This window comes from Tateyamaria sp. GN1-10, from assembly GCF_055693845.1.
Window position 1 is genome coordinate 829454 of sequence record NZ_JBVFUR010000004.1, and the last position, 22135, is coordinate 851588.

22 protein-coding genes and 1 pseudogene are annotated in these 22135 nt (G+C 57.8%); 10 read left to right on the top strand and 13 right to left on the bottom strand.

The genetic code is table 11. The features are described from left to right. Positions 1–2287 (bottom strand): annotated as a pseudogene (locus ACZ1HN_RS05870) (glycosyl hydrolase family 28-related protein). 279 nt (positions 2288–2566) lie between these two features. Here ACZ1HN_RS05870 and ACZ1HN_RS05875 point away from each other — a divergent pair. Further along, positions 2567–3874, top strand: coding sequence for an NAD(P)/FAD-dependent oxidoreductase (locus ACZ1HN_RS05875; RefSeq protein WP_472726814.1), 1308 nt, complete (start codon positions 2567–2569; stop codon positions 3872–3874). 73 nt (positions 3875–3947) lie between these two features. Then, a complete protein-coding gene (locus ACZ1HN_RS05880) occupies positions 3948–4511 on the top strand; it encodes a tetratricopeptide repeat protein (protein ID WP_472726815.1) in 564 nt (187 codons plus the stop codon). Positions 4512–4530: 19 nt separating this feature from the next. Here the strand turns inward: ACZ1HN_RS05880 and ACZ1HN_RS05885 are convergent, their stop codons facing one another. The 5 genes from ACZ1HN_RS05885 to ACZ1HN_RS05905 form a co-directional block, all read right to left on the bottom strand. Beyond that, positions 4531–5241 (bottom strand): RES family NAD+ phosphorylase, encoded by a 711-nt coding sequence (locus ACZ1HN_RS05885; RefSeq protein ID WP_472726816.1) that lies wholly within the window; start codon positions 5239–5241, stop codon positions 4531–4533. Further along, positions 5238–5681, bottom strand: a complete 444-nt coding sequence (locus tag ACZ1HN_RS05890; RefSeq protein ID WP_472726817.1) for an antitoxin Xre-like helix-turn-helix domain-containing protein — start codon at positions 5679–5681, stop codon at positions 5238–5240. Before ACZ1HN_RS05890 ends, ACZ1HN_RS05885 begins: the two co-directional genes overlap by 4 nt. 114 nt (positions 5682–5795) lie before the next feature. Further along, positions 5796–6197 carry a DUF4864 domain-containing protein gene (locus ACZ1HN_RS05895; protein WP_299208506.1) on the bottom strand — a complete coding sequence of 134 codons (402 nt, stop codon included), beginning with the start codon at positions 6195–6197 and terminating at the stop codon, positions 5796–5798. A 102-nt stretch (positions 6198–6299) separates the two neighbouring features. Further along, the gene (locus ACZ1HN_RS05900) at positions 6300–6902 is read right to left on the bottom strand and encodes a Hint domain-containing protein (protein ID WP_472729283.1); all 603 of its coding nucleotides are present in this window, start codon (positions 6900–6902) and stop codon (positions 6300–6302) included. Further along, a complete protein-coding gene (locus ACZ1HN_RS05905; RefSeq protein WP_472726818.1) occupies positions 6808–7554 on the bottom strand; it encodes a calcium-binding protein in 747 nt (248 codons plus the stop codon). Before ACZ1HN_RS05905 ends, ACZ1HN_RS05900 begins: the two co-directional genes overlap by 95 nt. A gap of 459 nt (positions 7555–8013) precedes the next feature. Between ACZ1HN_RS05905 and ACZ1HN_RS05910 the strand changes: the two genes are divergently transcribed. Both ACZ1HN_RS05910 and ACZ1HN_RS05915 read left to right on the top strand, forming a co-directional pair. Then, the gene (locus tag ACZ1HN_RS05910; protein WP_472726819.1) at positions 8014–8544 is read left to right on the top strand and encodes a zinc metalloprotease; all 531 of its coding nucleotides are present in this window, start codon (positions 8014–8016) and stop codon (positions 8542–8544) included. Further along, entirely contained in the window at positions 8523–8762 is a 240-nt protein-coding gene (locus ACZ1HN_RS05915; protein ID WP_472726820.1) for a hypothetical protein, read from the top strand. Before ACZ1HN_RS05910 ends, ACZ1HN_RS05915 begins: the two co-directional genes overlap by 22 nt. 110 nt (positions 8763–8872) lie before the next feature. On the opposite strand, the gene ACZ1HN_RS05920 is transcribed toward ACZ1HN_RS05915, so the two are convergent. Beyond that, positions 8873–9727: a helix-turn-helix domain-containing protein gene (locus tag ACZ1HN_RS05920; RefSeq protein ID WP_472726821.1), complete on the bottom strand. Its 855-nt coding sequence runs from the start codon at positions 9725–9727 to the stop codon at positions 8873–8875. A 53-nt stretch (positions 9728–9780) separates the two neighbouring features. On the opposite strand from ACZ1HN_RS05920, the gene ACZ1HN_RS05925 reads away from it, so the two are divergent. After that, positions 9781–10671 carry an SRPBCC family protein gene (locus ACZ1HN_RS05925; RefSeq protein ID WP_472726822.1) on the top strand — a complete coding sequence of 297 codons (891 nt, stop codon included), beginning with the start codon at positions 9781–9783 and terminating at the stop codon, positions 10669–10671. Between the two features lie 207 nt (positions 10672–10878). Here the strand turns inward: ACZ1HN_RS05925 and ACZ1HN_RS05930 are convergent, their stop codons facing one another. From ACZ1HN_RS05930 to ACZ1HN_RS05955, 6 genes are read right to left on the bottom strand one after another with little or no spacing between them, the layout of a single operon-like run. Further along, the gene (locus tag ACZ1HN_RS05930) at positions 10879–11775 is read right to left on the bottom strand and encodes an HAD-IIA family hydrolase (RefSeq protein WP_472726823.1); all 897 of its coding nucleotides are present in this window, start codon (positions 11773–11775) and stop codon (positions 10879–10881) included. After that, positions 11776–12588, bottom strand: coding sequence for a sugar phosphate isomerase/epimerase family protein (locus tag ACZ1HN_RS05935; protein WP_299205899.1), 813 nt, complete (start codon positions 12586–12588; stop codon positions 11776–11778). Between the two features lie 32 nt (positions 12589–12620). After that, positions 12621–13373 (bottom strand): SDR family NAD(P)-dependent oxidoreductase, encoded by a 753-nt coding sequence (locus ACZ1HN_RS05940; RefSeq protein ID WP_472726824.1) that lies wholly within the window; start codon positions 13371–13373, stop codon positions 12621–12623. Positions 13374–13376: 3 nt separating this feature from the next. After that, positions 13377–13934, bottom strand: coding sequence for a phosphoheptose isomerase family protein (locus tag ACZ1HN_RS05945; RefSeq protein WP_472726825.1), 558 nt, complete (start codon positions 13932–13934; stop codon positions 13377–13379). Continuing rightward, a complete protein-coding gene (locus tag ACZ1HN_RS05950) occupies positions 13931–15304 on the bottom strand; it encodes a sn-glycerol-1-phosphate dehydrogenase (RefSeq protein WP_472726826.1) in 1374 nt (457 codons plus the stop codon). The genes ACZ1HN_RS05945 and ACZ1HN_RS05950 overlap by 4 nt, the downstream gene beginning before the upstream one ends. Positions 15305–15314: 10 nt before the next feature. Continuing rightward, entirely contained in the window at positions 15315–16328 is a 1014-nt protein-coding gene (locus tag ACZ1HN_RS05955; protein ID WP_472726827.1) for an ABC transporter ATP-binding protein, read from the bottom strand. Between the two features lie 138 nt (positions 16329–16466). Here ACZ1HN_RS05955 and ACZ1HN_RS05960 point away from each other — a divergent pair, with 138 nt between their 5' ends. The 5 genes from ACZ1HN_RS05960 to xylB all read left to right on the top strand — a co-directional run bounded on the left by ACZ1HN_RS05960 (position 16467) and on the right by xylB (position 22010). Then, positions 16467–17807 carry an ABC transporter substrate-binding protein gene (locus ACZ1HN_RS05960; RefSeq protein WP_472726828.1) on the top strand — a complete coding sequence of 447 codons (1341 nt, stop codon included), beginning with the start codon at positions 16467–16469 and terminating at the stop codon, positions 17805–17807. Positions 17808–17882: 75 nt separating this feature from the next. Continuing rightward, a complete protein-coding gene (locus ACZ1HN_RS05965) occupies positions 17883–18749 on the top strand; it encodes a carbohydrate ABC transporter permease (protein WP_472726829.1) in 867 nt (288 codons plus the stop codon). Position 18750: 1 nt separating this feature from the next. After that, positions 18751–19575, top strand: a complete 825-nt coding sequence (locus ACZ1HN_RS05970) for a carbohydrate ABC transporter permease (RefSeq protein WP_299205870.1) — start codon at positions 18751–18753, stop codon at positions 19573–19575. A 12-nt stretch (positions 19576–19587) separates the two neighbouring features. Continuing rightward, a complete protein-coding gene (locus ACZ1HN_RS05975) occupies positions 19588–20556 on the top strand; it encodes a sugar-binding transcriptional regulator (protein ID WP_472726830.1) in 969 nt (322 codons plus the stop codon). Next, on the top strand, positions 20553–22010 hold the full coding sequence (xylB, locus tag ACZ1HN_RS05980; RefSeq protein ID WP_472726831.1) for a xylulokinase: 1458 nt from the start codon (positions 20553–20555) through the stop codon (positions 22008–22010). The genes ACZ1HN_RS05975 and xylB overlap by 4 nt, the downstream gene beginning before the upstream one ends. The last annotated feature ends 125 nt before the right edge of the window (positions 22011–22135 follow it).

The window sequence follows — 22135 nt, forward strand, 5'->3', positions numbered from 1 at the left end:
TCAGCCGCGGTCCATCCGAACGGTTGCCCTGACCGATCCACTCATATCTTCGCTGAACTCCAGCGTGAACGCGTCTTCGTTTGAACCGGCCCGCCCACGCGCGACAGGCGCTTCATAGCGTCGCTGGTTCGAACTGTTGCGCAAGTCGTCAGTCAGCGCGACAGAGTCCACGAACTGGCAATAGCTTTCAAAGGGCAGCTTATTGTCTGTCTCGATTGTCCAGATGCGGCTTGGCGTACTCTGGGTGTGTGCAATGACTTGCGGGTTTTCAGCACTTTCGCGCACGTTGTGGTACGAGTTCCCCTTGAACCAGACAGAGCGGTTCCGATCATAGTCCAGGTCGGCAAAGCTGGTATCGACGCGTTCTGCACGGTCAATCTGGCCATTGATGGACTGGAAGCGGTTTCCCGTCACCGTCACGCCATTCAGAAAATGGCCTGCCCCATGCGGTTTGATCACCAGATAGCTGAACCATGGCGCAACACTGCCCGACAGGAACACATTGTCCGTCATACTGAATGAGCTGAAGGAAAAGCCGGACGTGAACGCCGGAGTGGGGTCGCGCTCATTTGTCCATTCGATAAAGCAGTTGTCGACATAGTTCCCGGTGATCACGGTGGCCGTGTAGTTGTCCTGCAGGACCGCCCCTGCGGTGCGGACGCCATCCTGCACCCCATCTCCTTGGAAAAAGTGGTTGCCCTTGATCAGGTGGTTCCGACCAGCCAGCACCATGAAGTGGCGGAAACGCGTCGCGCGACAATCGCGAGATCTTTGCGTCGTTTGAATTGATGTTGAACCCGATGGTCGTGCGGTCCGAAACGTCGAGGGAATCTTCGGACGACAGGAACTGGCACCGATCCATCAGGAAACCCTGGCACCCACCACCGATGGATGTAATTCCACGATCCTTTGGGCGGCTGATAAAGCATTCCTGCAATTCGAATGTCGCCCCGGCGGGGGCCAGCATGATACCGCTGCTTTTCCCGTTACACTGAAACTCGATGTTCGACATGTTGAACTTCGTCAGCTTTGAAAAGCCACCAAAGTCGATCAGGTAGTCAAACCGCTCAAAGGTGAAGGTCTGCGTCCCGTCGGCGTCAAAAAGTGGCGCGTTCAGGGTCAGGGTGCCTGCCCCCACGTTCTTGCTGCGTACATAGATTTCACGGCCCACACCATTGCCCGTGACAAGCGCGCCGACCGGCACGTTCGCGATGTTGATCACGTTGCTCAACGTGCGGCTATCGGACGAGCTATAGGTGGCCTGACTTGTAACCGTTTCGCTGCCCCAATCATCGCCCAGCGCCTCGAACTGACCGTTCCGGATCACACGGCGCGTGTTGTATTGATCGCGGTTCGGGACGGCTGCTTGCATGTCGATGGGTTCGAACACCGCAATGCGACGCCCACCCATATCCAGGCTTTCGTGGTCGACACCATTCAAAAGCGCCTGGAACGCTTTTTTGAAAGCCAGAGCCTCGTCGCCAAAGGCCTCAATGTAGGTCGGCAGATCATAGCTTTTGCGCAACAGGAGCTCCCTGTCGTCGGGCATGCTCAGCGTGCCTTCAAACTTGACCAACTCGTCCAGCGTCACGTCATTCTCAAGCCGGAACACGCCCTCTGGAACCAGGATGGTCCGGCCGTTGGCAGCCGCGTTGGCCGCGTCAAAAGCTGCACTGTCATCTGTTGTGCCATCGCCTATGGCACCAAAATCGCGGACGTCCACAACAGACATGATGTCTCGCAGGAAAACGGACGTGATGTCTTCGATCACGATGTCATCAATGCGGACAATACCACCGTTCGGGCCTGTCAGATCCAGGCCGAAATGCCCATAAACTGCGTCGGCTCCCCACACCAGATCCACACCGGATCGGTTGCCCGCGCCAATGATCGCTGAGACCTCGACCACTTCGCCATAGTTGGTGAGGGTCACGCTGTCCCCGAAAGTATCAACACCGGGCACCACGGTTCCATTTGCCAGCGCTGCATAGCCCGCAACCTGCACTGATGGCAGGCTGCCACTGATGGCCTTCAGGCGGACAGTCACACGTAGGTAGCAACCGGGCAGCAGAGGGGTTTCGCCCATGTACCGAACACGGGTGGTGTTCGACGCTTTTTGCAATTCAAGACAACCGCCAAAATCCTGATCCGCCGGTACAAACGCCGCGTTGGGCGCGTTCTGGTAGGTGTCAGAGCCAGGCGTGCCATCGCCGCTCGACCAGACATCCAAACCGTTCGCAAAGGCTGGGGGCATCAGCAGCACGCCATCAGTAATTGCCTTGTTCATCCATTCATCCCTTTTCCGCAGGGGGCCGAAGCAGCCCATGTCACGCAGTCAACCTGAACCCAACCGGAAGGCCCGGCTGTCACGGGCAAGGGAAGTATCAACAACGGGTTAACGGGGGCCGACAGGACCGTGCGGCGCAGCGGGCTCATGCGCAACGCGGCACCCAATTGTTACAGCGGCTCACATCCATTGCACCAGGGCTGGCATAGCGGTTTGGCGGTCACAACCTATATTGGTGCAAGTGCAGCAAAGCTCTTTGCAACCGCAGCGAGGTGGACCATGCCAAAACAATCCCGTCCCAAGGTTATCATCATCGGTGCAGGCTTCGGTGGCCTTGCCGCGGCCCGTGCGCTGAAACGCGCGCCGGTCGATATTAAGATCATCGATCGTCGGAACTATCACCTGTTCCAGCCCTTGCTTTATCAGGTGGCCACGGCTGATCTGTCACCAGCAGACGTGGCGTGGCCCATACGTGGGATTTTTTCAGGGCAAAAGAATGTGTCTGTCGCGCTGACCGAAGTGCTGGATGTGGACAAGAACAGCCAACATGTCATCACCGGGGAGGGGCAGTTCGACTATGACTATCTGATCGTCGCCTCGGGTGCGCATCACTCCTATTTCGGGCGGGACGAATGGGAAAGGCACGCCCCCGGCCTCAAGCGGATCATTGACGCAACCGAGATCCGCAAACAGGTGCTTATGGCCTTTGAACGGGCCGAGATTTCAAATTCGGACGCCGAACAGCGCCGTCAGTTGACTTTTGTGGTTGTCGGTGGCGGCCCCACCGGGGTCGAAATGGCGGGTGCAATTGCCGAACTGGCAAACCATGCGCTTGCGGCAGACTTCCATCGCATCAACTCGCGCGATGCCCGCATCATCCTGATCGAAGCAGGCCCGCGTGTGCTTGGTACCTTCCCGGAAAACCTCTCCAACAAGGCGCACACGTCACTCGAAAAACTGGGGGTTGAGGTGATGGTCAACACCCGTGTTGAAGACATCACCGAAGCGGGCGTACAGCTATCTGACACCTTCATTCCATCGGCCTGCAAGGTCTGGGGGGCCGGAGTTGCGGTGAAAAACTTGGGGCGGTGGCTTGATGCGCCGACAGATCGCACCGGTCGTGTGGCCGTGACCGATACTCTCTGCCTGCCGGGCCACCCAAATGTCTACGTGATCGGGGACGCCGCCCAAGTGCCTTGGAAAGACGGCCTTGACGTGCCTGGTATCGCACCGGCTGCAAAGCAGGGCGGGAAATACGTTGGCAAACGGATCGCCGCGCTGGCCAAAGGCCAGCCGCATGATAGGCCCTTCCGCTACCGACACGCTGGCAATCTGGCCACCATCGGACGGCACGCGGCAGTCATCGACTTTGGTAAACTGCAACTCTCGGGCTTCGTGGCGTGGTGGCTGTGGGGGATCGCGCATATCTACTTCCTGATCGGTGTGCGTAACCCGATCTTCGTCGCGATGAATTGGTTCTGGTCCTACCTCACCTTCTCGAAGGGGGCGCGGCTGATCACCGGACTAAGCCCGCTACACGAGGATCATGATACCGAACCGGAGGCGCCGGTGCGTGCAGCCGAGTAGCAGCAGTCTGGCGTTGTGAGCAAAGTCAAAGTGATTTGCGACGGCCTGCGTGATAGTTCTCTCTAAGGAGGGCGTGGACATACGTGAACCGATCACGGCGATGTGCTTGATTGCACTGGCGAGCGTCACGCAGGCCGACGAACGACCAGCCACCATTGAAGACGAGTTGGGTATTCTCAATCCGCAGGACACAGGCCGGAAAATGCTGACCCGCAAGATCGAGATGGGCGTCATCGATTCAGTGACCTGCTCTCTGGGCATCAATGTCACCAAGAATGACAATCATGAACTTGCGCGCGAACTCACCAGGAAATGCGCCGAAGCCGGGTATACCAAGGCAATGACCTGGATGAGCCAGCTTGAGAACAATGGCCTGGGCGGCGACTACAACCCGGATGCCTCTGCGGAATGGAACCGCCGCGCCGCCGAAGCAGGCGACCCGGTCGGGCGGTTCAACCACGGGCTCAACCTCATGCGCGGTCACGCCATTGCCCAGAACGAAGCATTGGGCCGACGCTATGTCGATCAAGCGGCAGAAGACGGGTTGGACATCGCCAAACGTCTGCAAGGCGCCGACTATGACCTGGACGAGGTGACGCCGGATGCGGACAACTGGAAATACGCGCCGCTTTTCTAACGGCGCTGCTCAGGTGATGTTACGAAACACCAGCAGAAATGTCTGGCTCAGGCTGCCCTGACCATGTGAATACCCACGTGTCCCCCTGCCGGACATTCTGGATCATGTGTGGGCGAAACGCGGCAAGGCACGCCCCACCGGAGCGACGCACCGAAGGGAAAAGAAACCCGTTCGACCCCGCAGCCATGTACCGGGCCGCCAAACGCTGGCCCGCTGGATACCCAATAATGGGATCGGGGTGTAATTCGGTCTCCAGATCGGCCCCGTTCAGATCGTGAAACTCGGTGGCAAAGGGCGCGTTCAGCTCGCGATAGGCCGTCACGTTGTCGTAGACACCCGTGGCGTGCAGTTCTTGCGTCAGATGCCACCCTACTTCTGACTGCGCGGTCTCAACCCGATCCTGGCCCCATGTCGCATACCACGCGCCGCGCTCTGGTCCGCTGAAACGGTTCCCGGTCTCCCGCGTGTAGCAAAATGCAGCGTTGATATAGGTCCAGCCATAGCCGTGATGTGCGGTTACCAACTCGTCAGGGTGAACTCCCGCTGGAATGAACCCGGGCAGGCCGCGGCGCGACGATGACCGACCCTCCAGTTCTGCAAGAAAGGCAAGATCATCGTCGTCATCGGCCAGGGGGGCCAGTGCAGGCTCATCGATATATGCGGTCGAGATCAGGCGCGTTGTCGTGGCTTCGACAAAGGGGCGCACCTGAAGGTCAGATACATCTCTCACACGCCGCCCCGCAGCGCATCGATGTGGCGTCGAACAGACATCATCGCGGGGATGCCCCCTGCGATCATCCGATCAATCGGGGCCTGCCCGGCAAAGGCCAGACCGGCGTTTGGCTGCTTTGGCCAACCCGCCTCTAACGGTCCGTTGAACAGCAGGCGCAGTCCCTTGAAAATGCCGATCAACAGGCTCGCGCGCATCATCTTGTCCTGATCAAGATTGCCCTTGAAGGCTCCCGCTTTCATCCGGCTCCACGTGGCCGTGGGTACATCAAACAAGGCGGCCGCTTCGGCATTGGTCAGGGACCACGCCTCTGCAACCCGCACGATGGCTTTGACCACCGTGGCAATCCGCTGCGGGTCGCTCAGCGGGGCGATGATTTGCGGGTGCTCAACATGTTGCGCGGCATGGATCATATCGGTATCCTCAAAAGATACAGTCATACTTATCATATGATAAGATGTTTTTCAAGTGCCGCTATAGCTTATGGGATGAACGGGTCGAAATCATGCAAAAGGACCCAAATACCCTGATTGAACCCACGGTGGAGCCCGGTGTCACGCGCTCACGCCAGGCGCATCCAAAAGCTGGACGCCGCTGATCTTCCAGCCATCCCCGGTTTCGACCATGCTGTAGGCCAGAAAATGCGTCACCCCGTCCGCATCCTCTATCCGAACGGTCTGAATGTACCCCCCGGCCTCTTCGCGCAGGTCCAAATAGGTCACATCAGCCGGGCGCCACACCATAGGATAGCCTTGTGTCACCATGCGGCCGAAATTCTCTGGCGTGCGGAAAATGCCCCGGATCGACGGCGCGGCAAAGGTGAAGGCCTGTGCGAAATCATCCGCTTTGAAGGCTTCGATCTGGTCGGAAATAACCCCCTCGATCTCGGTTCCCTGCGCCATCGCAGCTCCGGCAAGGCCAACGGCAAAAACCATTCCCATCATCCACTTGCGCATTTCTCATCTCCCCTCGGTTTTAAAAAAACCTAGAACGGCATGGAAATTGGGCAATGCCGGGGAGCGAACGACGACAAGCGTGCTGCTGCCGTGCGCAAAAACTTACATCAGCAAGGAACCTTCAAATGCTTTCAAACAGGGGCGCACGGAGAGCATCGTATCAGGGCCGTGGCGTGCCAGTTCCGGGAAAAGGTCGACAAGCTCTGCGTGGCAACCTCTTTCAGCATCGGTGATGTGATCACCGACAAAAAAGCTCTCCAGCAGGGCATTGCCAGAAAACACAATTTCATGCTGCTCGAACATGAAATGGACATACGTCACCGTCGCGCAGGGTTCCCGGAAAATCTGGTCACCATCGCACAAATGCTTCGCGGCGCATAAAACCTCGCGCGAGTGAAACAGCAGCTCGCATTTCCAGCCAGACAAAAGCACGCGATGCTGGGGCGACAGCCTCAGTGCCTGGCTGTTTCCGATGCTGCCGGGACGAAAATGTATCGGTGCGTTTGAGCCAAGCCCGTTGACCGTCCGCTGTCCAAGCCATTTGATCGGTTGCGACCCGCGATCCAGTGTCATGACGCAATCCCCCACCGTCAGATGCTCGACAGGCGTATCACCATTGGGCGTCCTGATCGGCGTGCCTGCGGCAAAGCAGGCAACCGTGACACTCCCGATGTTCAGATAGACAAAGCTGCGCCCATTGGGCAGCGTGACATTGCCGCCTGCTGATCCGGGAAAGAACGGCGTGAATGTCGACCCTTCGGGTAGAATCATCGAGATCTGTGCCGCTCCCGCCTTCGACAAAGGTGGTGTTCAAACCGGCAAAGATAACGTCGTCACCCTCGCCACCGTTCAGGTTCCCGCTTCCATCCTCGCCAATAAGCGTGTCGTTCCCTTCTCCTCCGCTGAGGTTGTTGTTGCCGCCCCCACCCGACAGCACGTCGTCACCCTCGCCACCATCAATGTTATTGCTTCCGACACCGCCTATCAGGGTGTCGTTCCCTTCTCCTCCGCGTATGCCTCCACCAAGACTGCCGTCATCCGTGAAGATGTCATCGCCGCTGCCACCGGTGTAGCCCGGCGCGTTCAGCCCAACTGAGCCGCTGGCATCGCTGTCACCATCATTGCCGACAAACTCCACGAACTGGCTGAATGATCCGGACGTGAGGTCAGAGTCGGAATAGGTGGTGGTGATGCCGGACGCTGTGTCTTCGAAGCTGATTGAGCTGCCCGTCAGGGTGATGTTGATTGTGCTGCTGATGCCCGGCGCGTCAATCGTGCTGTCCTGGCCAATGTCCAAGGCCGTCCAGAAAGCGGCATTGGTGATGTCAGAGTCCGTGATCGTTAAGAAAACAGGCATGTAGCACCTCATGGTGTTGCCAAGAAGCCGACTGGCGCGCCAGACGCGCCCTTCACATGTTCGAGTGGTTCAATTCTTTGCCCCTGATGCAACCAGAGCAAGAACCAAAGGCAAGGGATATACGTTTGCGCGAATTCCCACCGAAAACTGACGCAATACGCACGATGTGCAATCGTGTGATCCCGACCAAGCCGGGGCAAATCGGTACAGCCGCCCTCTACGCCCAGCTTCGGTACGCGCGGCGCAGACGGGTTCAAAGCGCCGCGCACCCCGCACGAAAATCCATATACCGGCCAAGACCATTTCGGGCTGCCGAGACGCAATTTGTGCAAGACGGCAAGAACCGGCTGGCATTCGTTCGCACTTTCGGCTGCCGCGTGCCAAGCATGCCTTCAACGGTGGTGTGTACACCCTGTTTTCTGTCAAAGTGGCGTTGCGCGAAACAAAACGGATGAGACCATGATCGAACTCAAGTTTGATGGGGATGTCACCGGTGAAAGGCGGGCGGTTTTCGAACGATCCGCACAGCGTTGGGATCAGGTTGTGAATACCGGCTTCGATCCGATCGACATCGACGGCGACATCTTGACTGGCGTGCGCATTGACGTGTCGATCCAACCCATCGACGGCGCAAACGGCGTTCTGGGTCAGGCGGGCCCGACCATCTTGCGGCAGGGCAATGAATTGCCCCTTGCCGGGATCATGGAGTTTGACCGAGCCGATGTCGCCACCCTTGAGGCCGGAGGCCGTTTCGAAGATGTCATACTCCATGAAATGGCCCACGTTCTGGGCTTTGGAACGCTATGGAGCAGAAAAACCTGCTCCAAGGAACGGGGACAATGGACCCCCGGTTTATCGGTGCCTCATCCGCAAGGGAATTTGCGGCCCTTGATCCGCAGGGCGGCAGTGCCGTCCCTGTTTCAAACACGGGTGGCGCGGGCACCCGCGAAAGCCATTGGCGAGAGTTGGTGTTCGGTGACGAGCTGTTGACCGGGTTCCTGTCAGGCAGCGAACGCCCGCTCAGTCGGCTGTCGGTCGCCTCGTTCGAGGATCTTGGCTACGAGGTGGACTACAGCAGCGCGGACCCGTTCGATCTGCCCGATTTCCGGGCCCTTGCCATGATGGGGATCACCGAGGCTGTTCGGATTTGCGACCTGTGCAGAATGGGACGAACCGAACCGGTTGTGCATGGCATGACGTCCGGCTGACGGATTGACTGCCTTCACACGGAATCTCCGATGCTCGGACCAGCGGCTTTGGGCGCAGGTGTCGATCACTTGTCCAAGGTCTGCTGCTGCACCATCGGGAAAACGATCATCTAAAAACCCTTCTCGAACCAGGCTCGGGTCGCATCGTTGGCTGGTAGCAAAGTCTCGATACGCAGATCGTCAAGGGTTGCGTCGGCACTCATGCCAATCGTTGCTATGAGAGAGAACAGCTCCAAAACGTAATTGTCGATTTGAAACTTGATCGTGAGCACGGGCGAATTTGGTCGTGATGCCGGTGTATCCGACAGCGGCTGCACACCCTCGATAGCCCTGAGCTCGGCCTGTAACGCATGGGCCTCTGTGTCATGAGGGCGGCGCGCAGCTTCCAGTTCGAGCATCCGCAAGAGGGCCCGCGCCGTCTCGTCCCAGTTCACGATGCAGTCGCGGACGTTTCCCGGTGCCAGAATCTCTCGCAATAGATTGGGATCGCCCCGCCCCCCGATGAGCGCAAAGAACCTTTGGGCTGGCTCATTGGCTTTGACCAGGTTCCAAATCCGGTCAATCGACACGGCCGGGTAAGGCGCATGACCTTGCAGAACGTGGTCGATCGACATGTCTACGGCTTTCTGAGCGTCATCATCCCAACCGTTCCGCGACGACCGTGCCGCAAAACCGGCAGACAAGAGCATTGCGTCGACCTCGGCGGCAGGCATCTCAAGCGTGTCGGCAAGCTGCGCGATGGCAAAGCGGCTTGGATTGGACCGCCCGGTTTCGAGAAAACTGATGTGTCGCTGTGACATTCCAGACTGCAATGAAAGCTCAAGTTGGCTCAATCTGCGCCGTTGTCGCCAGCTTCTTAAGAAACCCGGAAATGCCGGTGCACTTATGGTCTGATCATGGCTCATACCCAAACATGCCAGAGGCAGACAGGCAGGTCGATTACCTGCGACGTAATTGAACCGCATTGCACAATGATCAGGTTTGTCAGCGCACACCCACTGACGAGAAAGGTCGTTCCATGGATACCTCAAAAATCGCCCGTGCTTTCCTCGGGCTCAACTCGATATTCTCAATTTTGATAGGTGCCGACTTGCTGATTGCACCGGGCTATGCCGCCGAACTTCTGTTTGCTCAGTCCTCGGGGTGGCACATCACCTCGTTGCGTGTATTGGGGTTGGGCCTGGCGCTCTTTGGGGTGTGTCTGCTGCTGATGAGAAGAAACCGATTTTTGACGAAGGGGCAGGTTGCTGTCATTTCAGCACTGGACTTTGAATGGGTTTTGGCCAGCGCCGTCTTGTTGATCATCTACGGCGCGTTTTTTACGGTCTTTGGCAAGACTGTGATCGTTCTGGTTGCTGGTATTGTGGCCGTATTCGCCATCGGGCAGTTGGTCGGCGCGCACAAGATCGTTCCCGGTCTGAGCGACGCTTCGGTCACAACCTCCGGCGGGCAAATCCGTGCCAAGGTGAGCCGAGTGGTCAAGGCGCCAGCGGACGTCGTTTGGAAGGTGATGAATGATCATCCGGGCTATGCGGACGTCGCCGAAAATCTCTCAAAAGTTGAGGTCATAAAGGGTAACGGTATGGGAATGCAGCGTGTTTGCTATGGCCCCAAGGGCGAAAACTGGCTGGAAACTTGCAATCTTTTTAAGGAAGGGCGCGTGTATGGATTCCGTGTTCATACCGAGGCCGAGGATTACCCCTATCCCATATCAGATCTGCATGGCGCATGGTCGGTTGAGCAAAACGGCACCGGGGCAAAGTTCGCGATTGACATCAAGGCTACGCCCAAAGGGAACGTCTTGGTTCGAACCTTGTTCAAATTGGCCGCCAGGCGGCAATTCAAAGCCATCCTTGCTGATCTGGCAGATGGTTGGGCCGCCCGGATGGAACGTGAGGCGCGAAGTTAGCTTGTAGATTGACGTGGAGGGGGTTCGTGCCCACTTTGACCAATGCTGCAGTTCGTCTCAACGACTGCAAGTTGTCCAAAGCGGCCCTGCATCTGATGTTTGAGACACGGTATTCGTTCCAGCGACATTCGTTCCAGCGACTCGACACGGTGCTCAGTAAATGGGCTCCCACTCACTTGGCCATTCCTATGGTCATGCGCCTCAAAGTCAGATGCCTGCGCACGAAAAATCAGGGACAATACCTGATCTGCTGATGAATGTCTCCGTCGCGTGACCGGCAAATAGGCCGTGATCACGCACCAAGACGGTCTTGAATCCAGCAACCGCACCGCCCAGAATGTCAGTATGCAGTGTATCGCCGACCATTGCGATGCGCTGCGGGTGGATCCCGGTAAGGCGGCTTTTGGCGTCTTCAAACGCGTTGGTGTAAGGCTTTCCAAAATACACAGGCGCGATGGTGAGGTCATCAGCCAATTGGTGGGCGTAGTACCCCGGCTCTTTACTCAGCCCAGTTTCTCGCGGCGCAACGAGGTCTGGATTGGCAACCACAACGGGCCGTTTGCGATGCCTTATTGCGGTGCTGATGGAGGCGAGTAAGTCTGCATCTAATGTGGCGCTTGAGAGAAAGAGAAAGCCGTCAACCTCCTGACCGGACCAATGTTCGACTTTTGCCGGGATGTCCATGAACCGATCTTCTGGTGCGGCGATTGCCCCCCAGCTGCCAACCGGAAGAACCTCTTTCAGACGAGACGCAGCAACGTCGCGGCTTGAAACCACTTCGTCAGGGGCGAAATCGAAGCCGAGAGCGCGATAGCGCCGCACCGCCGTCTCACGAGTGTAGCTTGCGGCATTGGTGAGAACTATCAGATGTTTACCGCGCGCCCGGAGCTGCTCCAGGCAGGCGACCGCGCCAGGGATCGCCGCCTCGCCGACGTTCAGCACGCCAAAGCTGTCCAGCACGAAGGCGTCGAACATATCCGCAATCTCCAGGAGGCCGGAACACTGCGTTGTCCCGGAAGGAAATGCGGCACGTGGCATGCGGTGCCGGATGGCTTCATATCGATCAAAGGCGTCTTGCGTATCCCAGATTTCCTTGTAGCTCATTCAGATCAAACCGTATTGCTGAGCCTTGCCGCGCAAAAACGGCAGACCTTGACCAATCACGGCGTCCGCGCTTTCAGCAACAGGCCGCCAAACAGAAAGCCCATAACCGATCTCTGGCGGCATATTGATAAAGCTTTCCATGGCAAGGCCGCCTTTGAAATTGATCGCGGCAAGCGTGGCGAAAATCTCGTCCCAGTCACATGTACCCTGTCCAGGCGTACCGCGGTCGGATTCAGACAAGTGGATGTACTTCAGGTGCGCGCGCCCAGCGATGATGCCGTTGCCCGCGCCCTTCTCCTCGATATTCATGTGGTATGTGTCGAGGTGCAGGAACATATTCGGCGCACCGATCCGCTCAATCATCGTGACCCCTTGCGCCGCTGTATTGATCAGGTGGGTCTCATAGCGATTGACCGGTTCAATGCCAAAGGCCAACCCGTGGTCCTTTGCGTATTTTGCAGCTGCCTCAAGCACGGTGGCCACATTGTCCAATTCTTGAACGGTCGGCGGGCTTCCCGAACGCTCCCCGATGCCGCCGTAGGTGACACCGCTTAGTGCTTCGGCTCCCAAACCCGCGGCTTTCTTGATCGCGAGTTTGAGGAAGTCGATGGCGCCTGTCGGATTGTGTGAGGCCCAAACCTCTTGCGGCAGACCGAGAGAGCAAACAGCAGGCAGTTCAGCCTTTTCGAGCAGGTCGCGCCCCAGTGCTGCATCGGTTGAGGCCGGATCAAGCAAGGCTATTTCAATAAAGTCCATACCGGATGCCTTCGCGGCTGAAATCGCCCGACTGGCACCCGCGGCGTCCCACGTCATGGTCCACATGCTTGTATGTACGCCAAAACCCTTCATACGCTCGAATATCCGCCTTCAATCATCATCAGCGCGCCATTGACCAGATCAGACGCAGGTGAGGCGAGGTAAAGCGCCATGTCGGCGATCTCGACCGGCTCGCCAAAGCGGCCCAAAGGTGTCGCCGCGATCATCGGGCCGGATTTTTGGGGCGGGCTCCAGATATCACGGCCCATGTCGGTCAGAACCACGGTTGGACAGATCGCGTTGACTTGAATGTTGTGCGGGGCAAGCTCCGTCATCAAAGACTTTGTCAGTGCGTTTAATCCGCCCTTGGAAGATGCATAGGCCGCATGATCAGGCAGGGCGATAATCCCGGTCTGGGACGAGATATTGATGATCTTGCCCGCACCTGCCGCAATCATGCCGGGGGCAACCCCCTTGGACAAAAGGAAAGGCGCGCGCAGGTTGATGGCCATGGTGCGGTCCCAGTCTTCAGGATCGAAATCAAGGACCGGTCCAACAACGGCGATACCCGCCGAATTGACCAGAATCTCGACAGTATCATGCAATGCGTGCGCTTTGGCGATCAGGGTGTTGCATTGCTCAACCGTGGCGATATCGGCCGGTATCGTGGCGCAGCCGGTTTCTATGGCAAGCGCATCCAAACGCTCAACAGATTGCCCAGTTGCAATGACCTTGGCACCGGCTTGCGAGAAAACGCGAACAATCTCGGCCCCGATTCCGGACGAGGCCCCGGTCACCAATGCAACCTTCCCCGTAATCGAAAACCTGTCCTGCCACGTCATCGGCTACTCCAGATTCGTGTGGTTGCCGCGCATTGCATCCGCGCTCAGATCCAGGTTGTCCCGCAGATGCAGGATAACCATTTCAAAAAACAGGAATTGCGCCGCCTCAAAAAGGGATCCCATCGGCAAAACGGATTGCTGGCTGGTCCGGTCGTTCGCCATGGTCTGCGCATCCAGATGCACGATGTGATCAACGGAAAGCGGGGCCCTTCCGCCCGGGGTTGCCGTGACGCACATGGTGGCCGCGTCGGCTGCCTTGGCAACGCCGATCAGCCCATCGACGGTCGAAAACCCACCCGGGCCCGCGCTTACAATAAGCAAATCTCCGTGGCCGAGGGGTGGTGTTGTCATATCGCCTACAACATGGGCGTCCAAGCCCAGATGAAACAACCGCATCGCGAGGGATTTCATCATCAACCCTTCGCGCCCGACACCGTACAATGCGATCCGTTTCGCCGCCAGGATGGGTACAGCCATCCCTATGACCTGCTGCGGGATGGCGCGATCCAGCACAGCCCCAACTTCGGCAATGGCGGTGGCGGCTGTGGTCTTCAAGTTCATAGATCAGCCACCAAATCACCTGTTGTCAAACTCGGCAAGACTGCAGCAAAGGCCGCCTCGGTCTGACCAATGTCGTGCAACAGATCAAAAATCGTATAGCGGCGGCGAATGAATGCAGCGGCCAGCATGGTGGCGCGCAAATGGTCAGGTGAAACGCCAATCTGTGCGCCATAGGCTGGCGCACCAGCCCGTTGCAGCATCTCGGCCATTGTGTCGTGGCGGTAAAGGTGGGCGGACAGCTGATCCCGCAAGCACGGCCAGCTATTGCGTAGTGTTTTCAGCCTTGCTGCGTGAACATCCCGTGACGCATGTTTCGCGGCAAGCTCCGCCTTTGCTTTCTCGGCGATTTTAGGATCCGCGATCGCTTCCGAAAGGTGCGCCTCACGGGTCGCGAGATCAGGGGCTCGGCTCAGAACGCCTTCGATGTTGAGCGCGCACAGATCACGCTCCAACAACCAATCGAAGAGGGCGAGCGACACAACGCAACCGACAGAAACCGCGGCTCCGTGGCTGACCTTCTGGCCTTGATGGCTGTGCCCCTCCATCTCCCACATATGCGCGATCTGGTGATCGGCCCCAGATGCCGGGCGGGAGCTTCCATGCGCCTCCATCGCAAACCCTACCGCCGTAAGACCGGTAAACAGGCGCGCAACGCTGTCGCGGTCGCCGGATTTGACACCGTCAGGCCCGCTCAACCAACCTGAGAGATGATCCTGCACCAACGGCCAGGCGACGTCATCAATGCGCTCGATCCCCAGGGCGTCTGCCAAAATCCAATCACCGCCTGCTGGAACCTTGCCCGCAAGATCGCCATACCCCCAGCCGTTCATGTCAGCAGGGGCGGTGGCGATGATGTCGAGATCCGCAAGCATGGCAATTGGCGGGCGGGTTGGGATCGTCACTTTGAACCCGTTCTCCGCCAAAGGCGACCCCGCGCTGGTATAGCCGTCCATGGAGGCCGCAGTTGCGACCGACACATAGCGGCGATCTGACCGGTAGGCGGCGTATTTGACCAAATCGTTGATTACACCGGACCCGACGGAGACCGGGAAAAGATCGGGGTCATCGGCAAGCATCACCCGAAATGGCTCGGCCTCCTCCACGGAGGCTTTCGGCAATGGCTTCACCGGCAAGACGTGCGTTTGAACCGCGAACCCCGTGGCCTCAAGTGACCTGACAACAGGGCGGCCAGCGGCCTCAAACCCCGCTTCATCGGCGCAAACAAGAACGCGCGGCATCGCGGTCATCCGTCGGATCAGTGCGCCTGATTGATTCAATGTGCCTGCGCCCACCACAACTTCATCTGTCACTTCTGAGCGCGCGACGGCGGGCGCGATCAAACTGTCCATCTGGGACGTCCATGTGGTCATGGGCAGTTCCTCATCTCAGGGTGCGTCCGTGGGCGTCAAAATGGTGCAGGCGGCTCTCGCGGAACGTCATGTGAACATGATCCCCGGCATTCAACATGTCCTCGCCATCGGTCTTCACGACAATCTGCGTGTTGTTCTGGGTCATCACATAAAGGTAGCTCTCGCTCCCCAGCTTCTCCTTCACTCGGATCGTGCCGGGAATCCCGGTGTCGCCAAGCTGAATATGTTCTGGCCGGATGCCGACCTTGACTGCATCTGCAGGCGCGTCACCTGCATCGCCCAAACCCTGGCCAATTGGGAAAATGTTCATTGCAGGTGATCCGATGAACCCTGCAACGAATTCTGAGGCGGGGGTGTGATAAAGCTCCATGGGCGATCCGACCTGTTCAATCCGACCCGCGTTCAGCACAACAATTTGGTCGGCCATGGTCATCGCCTCAACCTGATCATGCGTCACGTAGATCATGGTTGCATCAAGCTCCTTGTGCAGCGCCTCAAGCTCAATGCGCATCTGCACCCTCAGTTTGGCATCTAGGTTGGAAAGCGGCTCATCGAACAAAAACACCTTGGGGTTTTTCACGATGGAACGACCAATCGCCACCCGCTGACGCTGACCGCCGGACAACTGTCCCGGCTTTCGATCAAGCAGTTCAGACAGCTGCAGAATGCGGGCGGCCTCTTCAATACGGGTCTTGCGTTCGGCTGCGGGAAGGCCGTTGACCTTCATGCCGAACTCCATGTTCGCGCGTACCGTCATATGCGGATAAAGCGCGTAAGACTGGAAGACCATCGACAGATCGCGGTCTGCGGGCTCAAGATCAGTGACGTCCTTCCCGTCGATCTTAATCGTCCCGTCACTCACCGATTCGAGACCCGCTATGGTGCGCAGCAGGGTGGACTTGCCGCAGCCTGAGGGTCCAACAAAGACGACGAAGGCGCCATCTGCCACCGATAGGGACACGTCCTTCAATGCATGCAAGGCACTGTAATACTTATTGATTTTTTCAAGTTCTACAGTGGCCAAGCCCACAATCCTTCTATGCAGCCACTTTCGGCCCGGCACGATGGTGCGTCACTTTCTGTTTGACACACACCCGATATTTACATTTGTATGCAGCAGGAAGCAAAAGTATGTCAACCGCTTCTGAACAGGGAGGTCACCATGAAATTGAGGACATTTTTGGCATCTACGGCGCTGACCGCGACGCTGGCGACAGGAGCGCTGGCTGATGGTCACGGATGGAGCTTGAAGGACGCCGCTGCACCATATGCCGGGACAACTGTGGACGTCGTTTTCCTATTGCGGCCAGGCTATGAAGCGATCGAAGCGATGCTGCCGGCCTTTGAGGAAGAAACTGGCATTAAGATCAACATCATCAAGCATCCATATGAGAACGCATTGGGCGAACAGGTTCGTGACTTCGTCGCGGGAGGAGACCTTGACGTTGCCCTGATCGATCTGGTCTGGATCGGCAATTTCGCGGAAAATGACTGGATTCTGCCCTTGGCGGATGTACAGGCGAAGTTTCCTGACACAGTTGATCCCGAATTGGACATCGATGACTTTTTCCCGCTGGTGCTGAACGCTTTTGGCGGCTGGAACGACACCATTTATGGCTTGCCTGTCGACAACTACTCCGGCCTGCTGTTCTACAATCGGTGCATGCTGGAAGACGCAGGTTTCGATGGGCCGCCAGCAACATGGGCTGACCTGAAAGACGTCTATGGACCCGCCCTGACAGGGGACGGCAAATACGCCTACGCCTTGCAATCCAAGCGGAACGAGACTCAATCTGCCGATAGTTTCGCACGCATGATCTGGCCCTTTGGTGGGTCTTTCCTCGATGCCGATTTCAAGTCCAACCTGCTCAGCGAAGAAAGCCAGGCGGGGCTGCAATTCCGTCAGGATCTGATGCAATACATGCCGGATGGCATTGTCGCATATGACCACGCTGAAACCGTGAACGGTTTCGCGCAAGGGGATATCGCGATGATCACTGAGTGGTCCGCGTTCTACTCCACGGTCGTATCGCCTGACACATCCGCAGTCGCGGATTGCGTTGAGATTGCACCGGAGCCAACTGGCCCTGCTGGTCGTAAACCGGCCCTTGGCGGGTTCTCCATGGCCGTTGCCAGCCAGTCAGATGAAGCCGAGCAAGCCGCCGCTTATCTGTTCATCCAATGGGCTACATCCAAAGCAAATGCGCGTGAATATCTTGAGCGTGGCGGCGTGCCCGCCCGGCAGTCGGTCTACATGGAAGATGGCCTTGAAGACTTCAAGTTCGTGCCCGCACTTGTAGAAAGCTGGCAGGACGGCGTGCCAGAATTCCGCCCGCGCTTTGCGGAATGGCCTGAAATCACCGAGATTGTGCAAGAGTGGGGCACCAAGATGATGCTTGGCGAAGTCACCACCGAAGAAGGTGCAATGGAAATCGGCGAACGGATGGAAGCTGTTTTGGAAGAAGCAGGCTATTACTCCGGCGAAAAACCACTCGCCCAGTAAGCGAGAGCCACTCAACATGTCCGGGGCCGCTCTGCGCGGCCCCGGACATGACCTATCTGGCCGGGAGGGGCACCTATGCGCGATAAGGTCTCACGACGGACAATCTTTGCATTCATCGGGCCGGCCGTCGTGGCACTTGCCGCTATTGGCATCGTGCCGTTGCTTTATGCGGGCTGGACCTCGTTGCATTTCTTCAACTTGACGAAGCTGAAGAAGGTCAAATTTATTGGCCTCGAGAATTACTGGGATGTCCTCACAGACGAAGTCTTTTGGCAAGCTATGGGGCGGACGTTCTTCCTTCTGGGCACTGCACTTCCCCTGCAGATCGGGCTTGGGATGGTGATCGCATTGGTACTCCATCAGCCAGGCCTGACCGTGCTCAAAACGCTGGCCCGGCTCAGCCTCGTTTTACCTATGGCCACCACTTATGCGGTTGTGGGTTTGCTGGGTCAGGTCATGTTCAACCAGAAATTCGGGGTCGTGAACCAACTGATGGGTGGGGCTGATATCAACTGGATCGGCGACAGCACCAACGCCTTCGTCATGATTATCTTCTGGGATGTCTGGCAATGGACACCCTTCGTGGCGCTTGTCCTGCTGGCGGGCCTGACGATGGTACCGGATGAGGTTGAAGAGGCCGCGAGGCTAGAAACGAAAAGCCGCTGGACGGTGCTGCGGTTTGTGCAATTGCCCTTCCTGTTACCCGGCCTTGTGGCCGTGCTGATCCTGCGCACGGCGGACACGCTTAAACTGTTCGATATGGTGTTCACGCTGACACGCGGCGGGCCCGGGGCGTCGACCGAGTTCATTTCACTCATGATCCAACGTGTCGGTTTTCGCGGCTTTGACCAGGGCTTGGCGTCGGCACAAGCTATCATTCTTCTGATCATCACAATCTTCTTGGCGCAAATCTATATCCGCGTCTTTTACAAGGAGGTTTGAGATGACAGCCCGTGTACAAAGACCGCTTTGGGGGCAGATCATCCTGCTTTGTCTCATCCTTCTGATCTGTGTATTTCCATTCTACTGGATGGTGACCACCTCACTGAAGACCCACATCGTCGCTCTCCAAGCCCCGCCAGCGTGGATTTTTGAACCGACGCTCCAAAACTACCGCGAGGCCCTGTTTGAGGACGGGGTGCTCCGCACACTCATCAATTCGTTGGTGATCGCCGTTTGCACCACCATGCTCGCGGTCATATTGGGCGTCCCGGCGGCTTTCGCGCTCGCGCGGTTCGAGTTTCGGGGGAAAAAGGATTTGTGGTTTTGGTTCATCACGAACCGCATGGTGTCGCCCATTGTGCTGGCACTGCCATTCTTCCTGATAGCCCGCAATCTTGGCATGCTCGACAAACACATCACGCTGATCCTAATCTATCTGACGTTCAATCTGCCCATCGTGATCTGGATCGTCACCGATCAGTTCCGCGGTATTCCTTACGACTTGGACGAAGCCGCTCGACTAGAGGGGGCTTCACAATTCACCATAATGACAAAGATCTGCCTGCCGCTGGCGATGCCAGGGGTTGCAGTGTCGTCGATCTTTGCGTTCATCTTCTCTTGGAATGAACTGATGTTCGGCCTGATCCTCACCCGGTCCGAGGCGAAGACCGCACCTGCCATGGCTGTCAGCTTCATGGAGGGGTACAACCTGCCCTACGGGAAGATAATGGCGACCTCGACGCTGATCGTCATTCCGGTCTTGATCTTTGCCTTGCTGGCGTCAAAACAGCTTGTGCGCGGCTTAACCATGGGGGCCGTCAAGTAAGGATCACCGAAGATGTCGCGCCAAACAAAGACTGAGATTCTCGACGCAAATGAGCAGCTTCTGGTGCGGCTGGCATGGGCCTGTGAGGTTCAGGGCATGACCCAAGCGCAGGCGGCCGAACAGTTCGGCGTAACGCGGTTACGGGTCAATAAATCGCTGGCTGAGGCGCGCGAGCGCGGCATCGTGCGGGTGACAATCAACTCCTCCTTTGGGCCCTGCATCGAACTGGAAGAGCAGTTGCGCGACCGGTTCGGTCTGGACACTGCGACTGTGGCCCCGGTGGGCGGCGAAGATTTCAAGCTTTATACAGTATTGGGCGCGGCCCTGGGCCAGTTTCTCAACCGCCTGCTCGAACGTCCTGAGATCAAGCTGTTTGGTATGTCCTGGGGTAACACGCTGAACATGGCGACCCGGTATATGGAGCCGATGAACCGTCCTGACCTTGAGATCACATCAGTGATGGGCGGGCTTACCAAAGGGTCAGACGTCAACAGCTACGAAATCACGACCCGCTTGGCAGATCTATGCAACGCACAGCACAGCTATTTCACCGCACCTGTTTATGCCTCCAGCATGGCCTCCCGCGAAATCTTGGAGCAGCAACAGGAATTCAAAGGGTCGATCGAAAAGATCTGCGCGGCTGATGGTCTGGCCCTGGCTGCGGGCGACATGAAGAACTCTCTTTTGTTGGCGGATGGTCTACCGCAGGATATCAAAACCAGTGATCTGGTGCAGGCGGGCGCTGTCGGCGACATCATGGGGTATTTTCTGCGTGCAGATGGTGGCTTGATTCACCATGAAATCAACGACCGCGTGCTGGGGATCAAGCTGACGGACCTGGATGATCTGTCGAACGTAATCGTTGCCGCCGGCGGTGCAGAGAAAGTACCAATCATGCGCGCCATATTGCTGCGTGGCTGTGTCAATCACCTTGTGACGGACGAGCATACGGCACGCGGCTTGCTTGTGGCATCTGCATGATCTGCGCTGGTATCGACCTCGGCACGTCGGGGATCAAGATCGCGCTGGTGGACGAGGATGGCGTCTGCCTCGCTTCTGCTGCGCGACCCTCCCCCGTTGATATCCCCCAAGCCGGGTGGAGCCAGCAGGACCCCGACCAATGGTGGACCCTCAGTCGCGACATCTTTGATGAGTTGGCTGCGACCCACCCGGACCTGATGCACCGTCTCACAGGGATTTCCCTATCGGGTCATATGCTGGGGCCAGTTCTGCTGGACAAGGCGAACCGACCGACCACGCCTTGCATTCTGTGGAACGATCAACGCTCCATTCTGGAATGCGCCGACTTGTTGGCGAAAGTACCGGATATCGGCTGGCGTACGAATGGGCATCCGGACCCCGGCCTTGGCGCACCGAAGCTGCTTTGGCTGGCCAAGCATATGCCCGAGGTCTTGGACCGCGCAGATGTGCTGATGCTGCCGAAAGACTATGTTGCCCTGCAACTGACCGGCGAAAGAGCCACGGAATACAGCGATGCGTCCGGGACGATGCTCCTGGATTGCGCCACGTGCGACTGGGATGACGAACTGCTCGCCGCCGCAGGTTGGGACCGCGCTCGCCTGCCGCCCTTGTTACAGTCCTGCGATGTCGCGGGGCAGCTAAAACCAGACCTGTGTAAACGCTGGAAGACGCGAAGTGTTGTTTTGGTCGCGGCTGGCAGCGGGGACAATTATGCAGCGGCCCTTGGTGTGGGGGCGGCGGTGTCCGGGCGTGCGGCACTCAGCATCGGGACATCGGGTGTCTTATGCGCCGCAGACAACGACTTCCATCCGGCACCCGAACAAGCCGTCCTGACAACCCCTCATGCGGCGCCGGGCCTGTTCTTGTCGATGGGGGTGGTGATGTCAGCCACGCAATCGCTTGATTGGTTGAGCCGCCTGACGTCTGTGTCAGCCCCAGATCTGGCCACATTGGCCGAGGCCCGCGCAGCAACAGGGATCGGGGGTCTGCCGATTTCGCGTCCATCGGTCACCGGCGTGCGCACGCCAGACAACAGACCCGACGCGCAAGCCTTTCTCGGTGGGCTTACAGCGGGGCACGATGCCGCGGACGTGGCCTATGCCATCATCGAGGGTGTGGCGATGCAATTCTACGCGGCATACAGCGCTCAAAAGGCGGCCAACGTTCCGATTGATACCCTTGCCGCCGTTGGGGGAGGTACGCGCTCAGTATTTTGGGTTTCGTTGATCGCGACTCTTTTCGACACGGAGATCAGCATCCCCGAACAAGGCGATATCTCCGCCTGCCTTGGTGCTGCGCGTATGGCCCAAGCCGCCGTTGCTCCTGCTGAGCGCGATACGATCTTGTCGCGCAAGAACAGAAGCAAAACCACAGCACGTCCAATAAAGTCCCTTAGCGGTCCTCTTTTTGAAAGGTATCAGTGGCACCGCGACCTGCCATTTTCAGTGATCTGATGGGTTCGATCTGCTGGCACGCGTTACGGACAGGTTCACGCGACCAGTGCCCAAACCGGTTCGTCCATATTGGATGGTGACTGTTTTCCAATGCAGATGTGCTGCGCTGTTTTCACTTCGAGTGG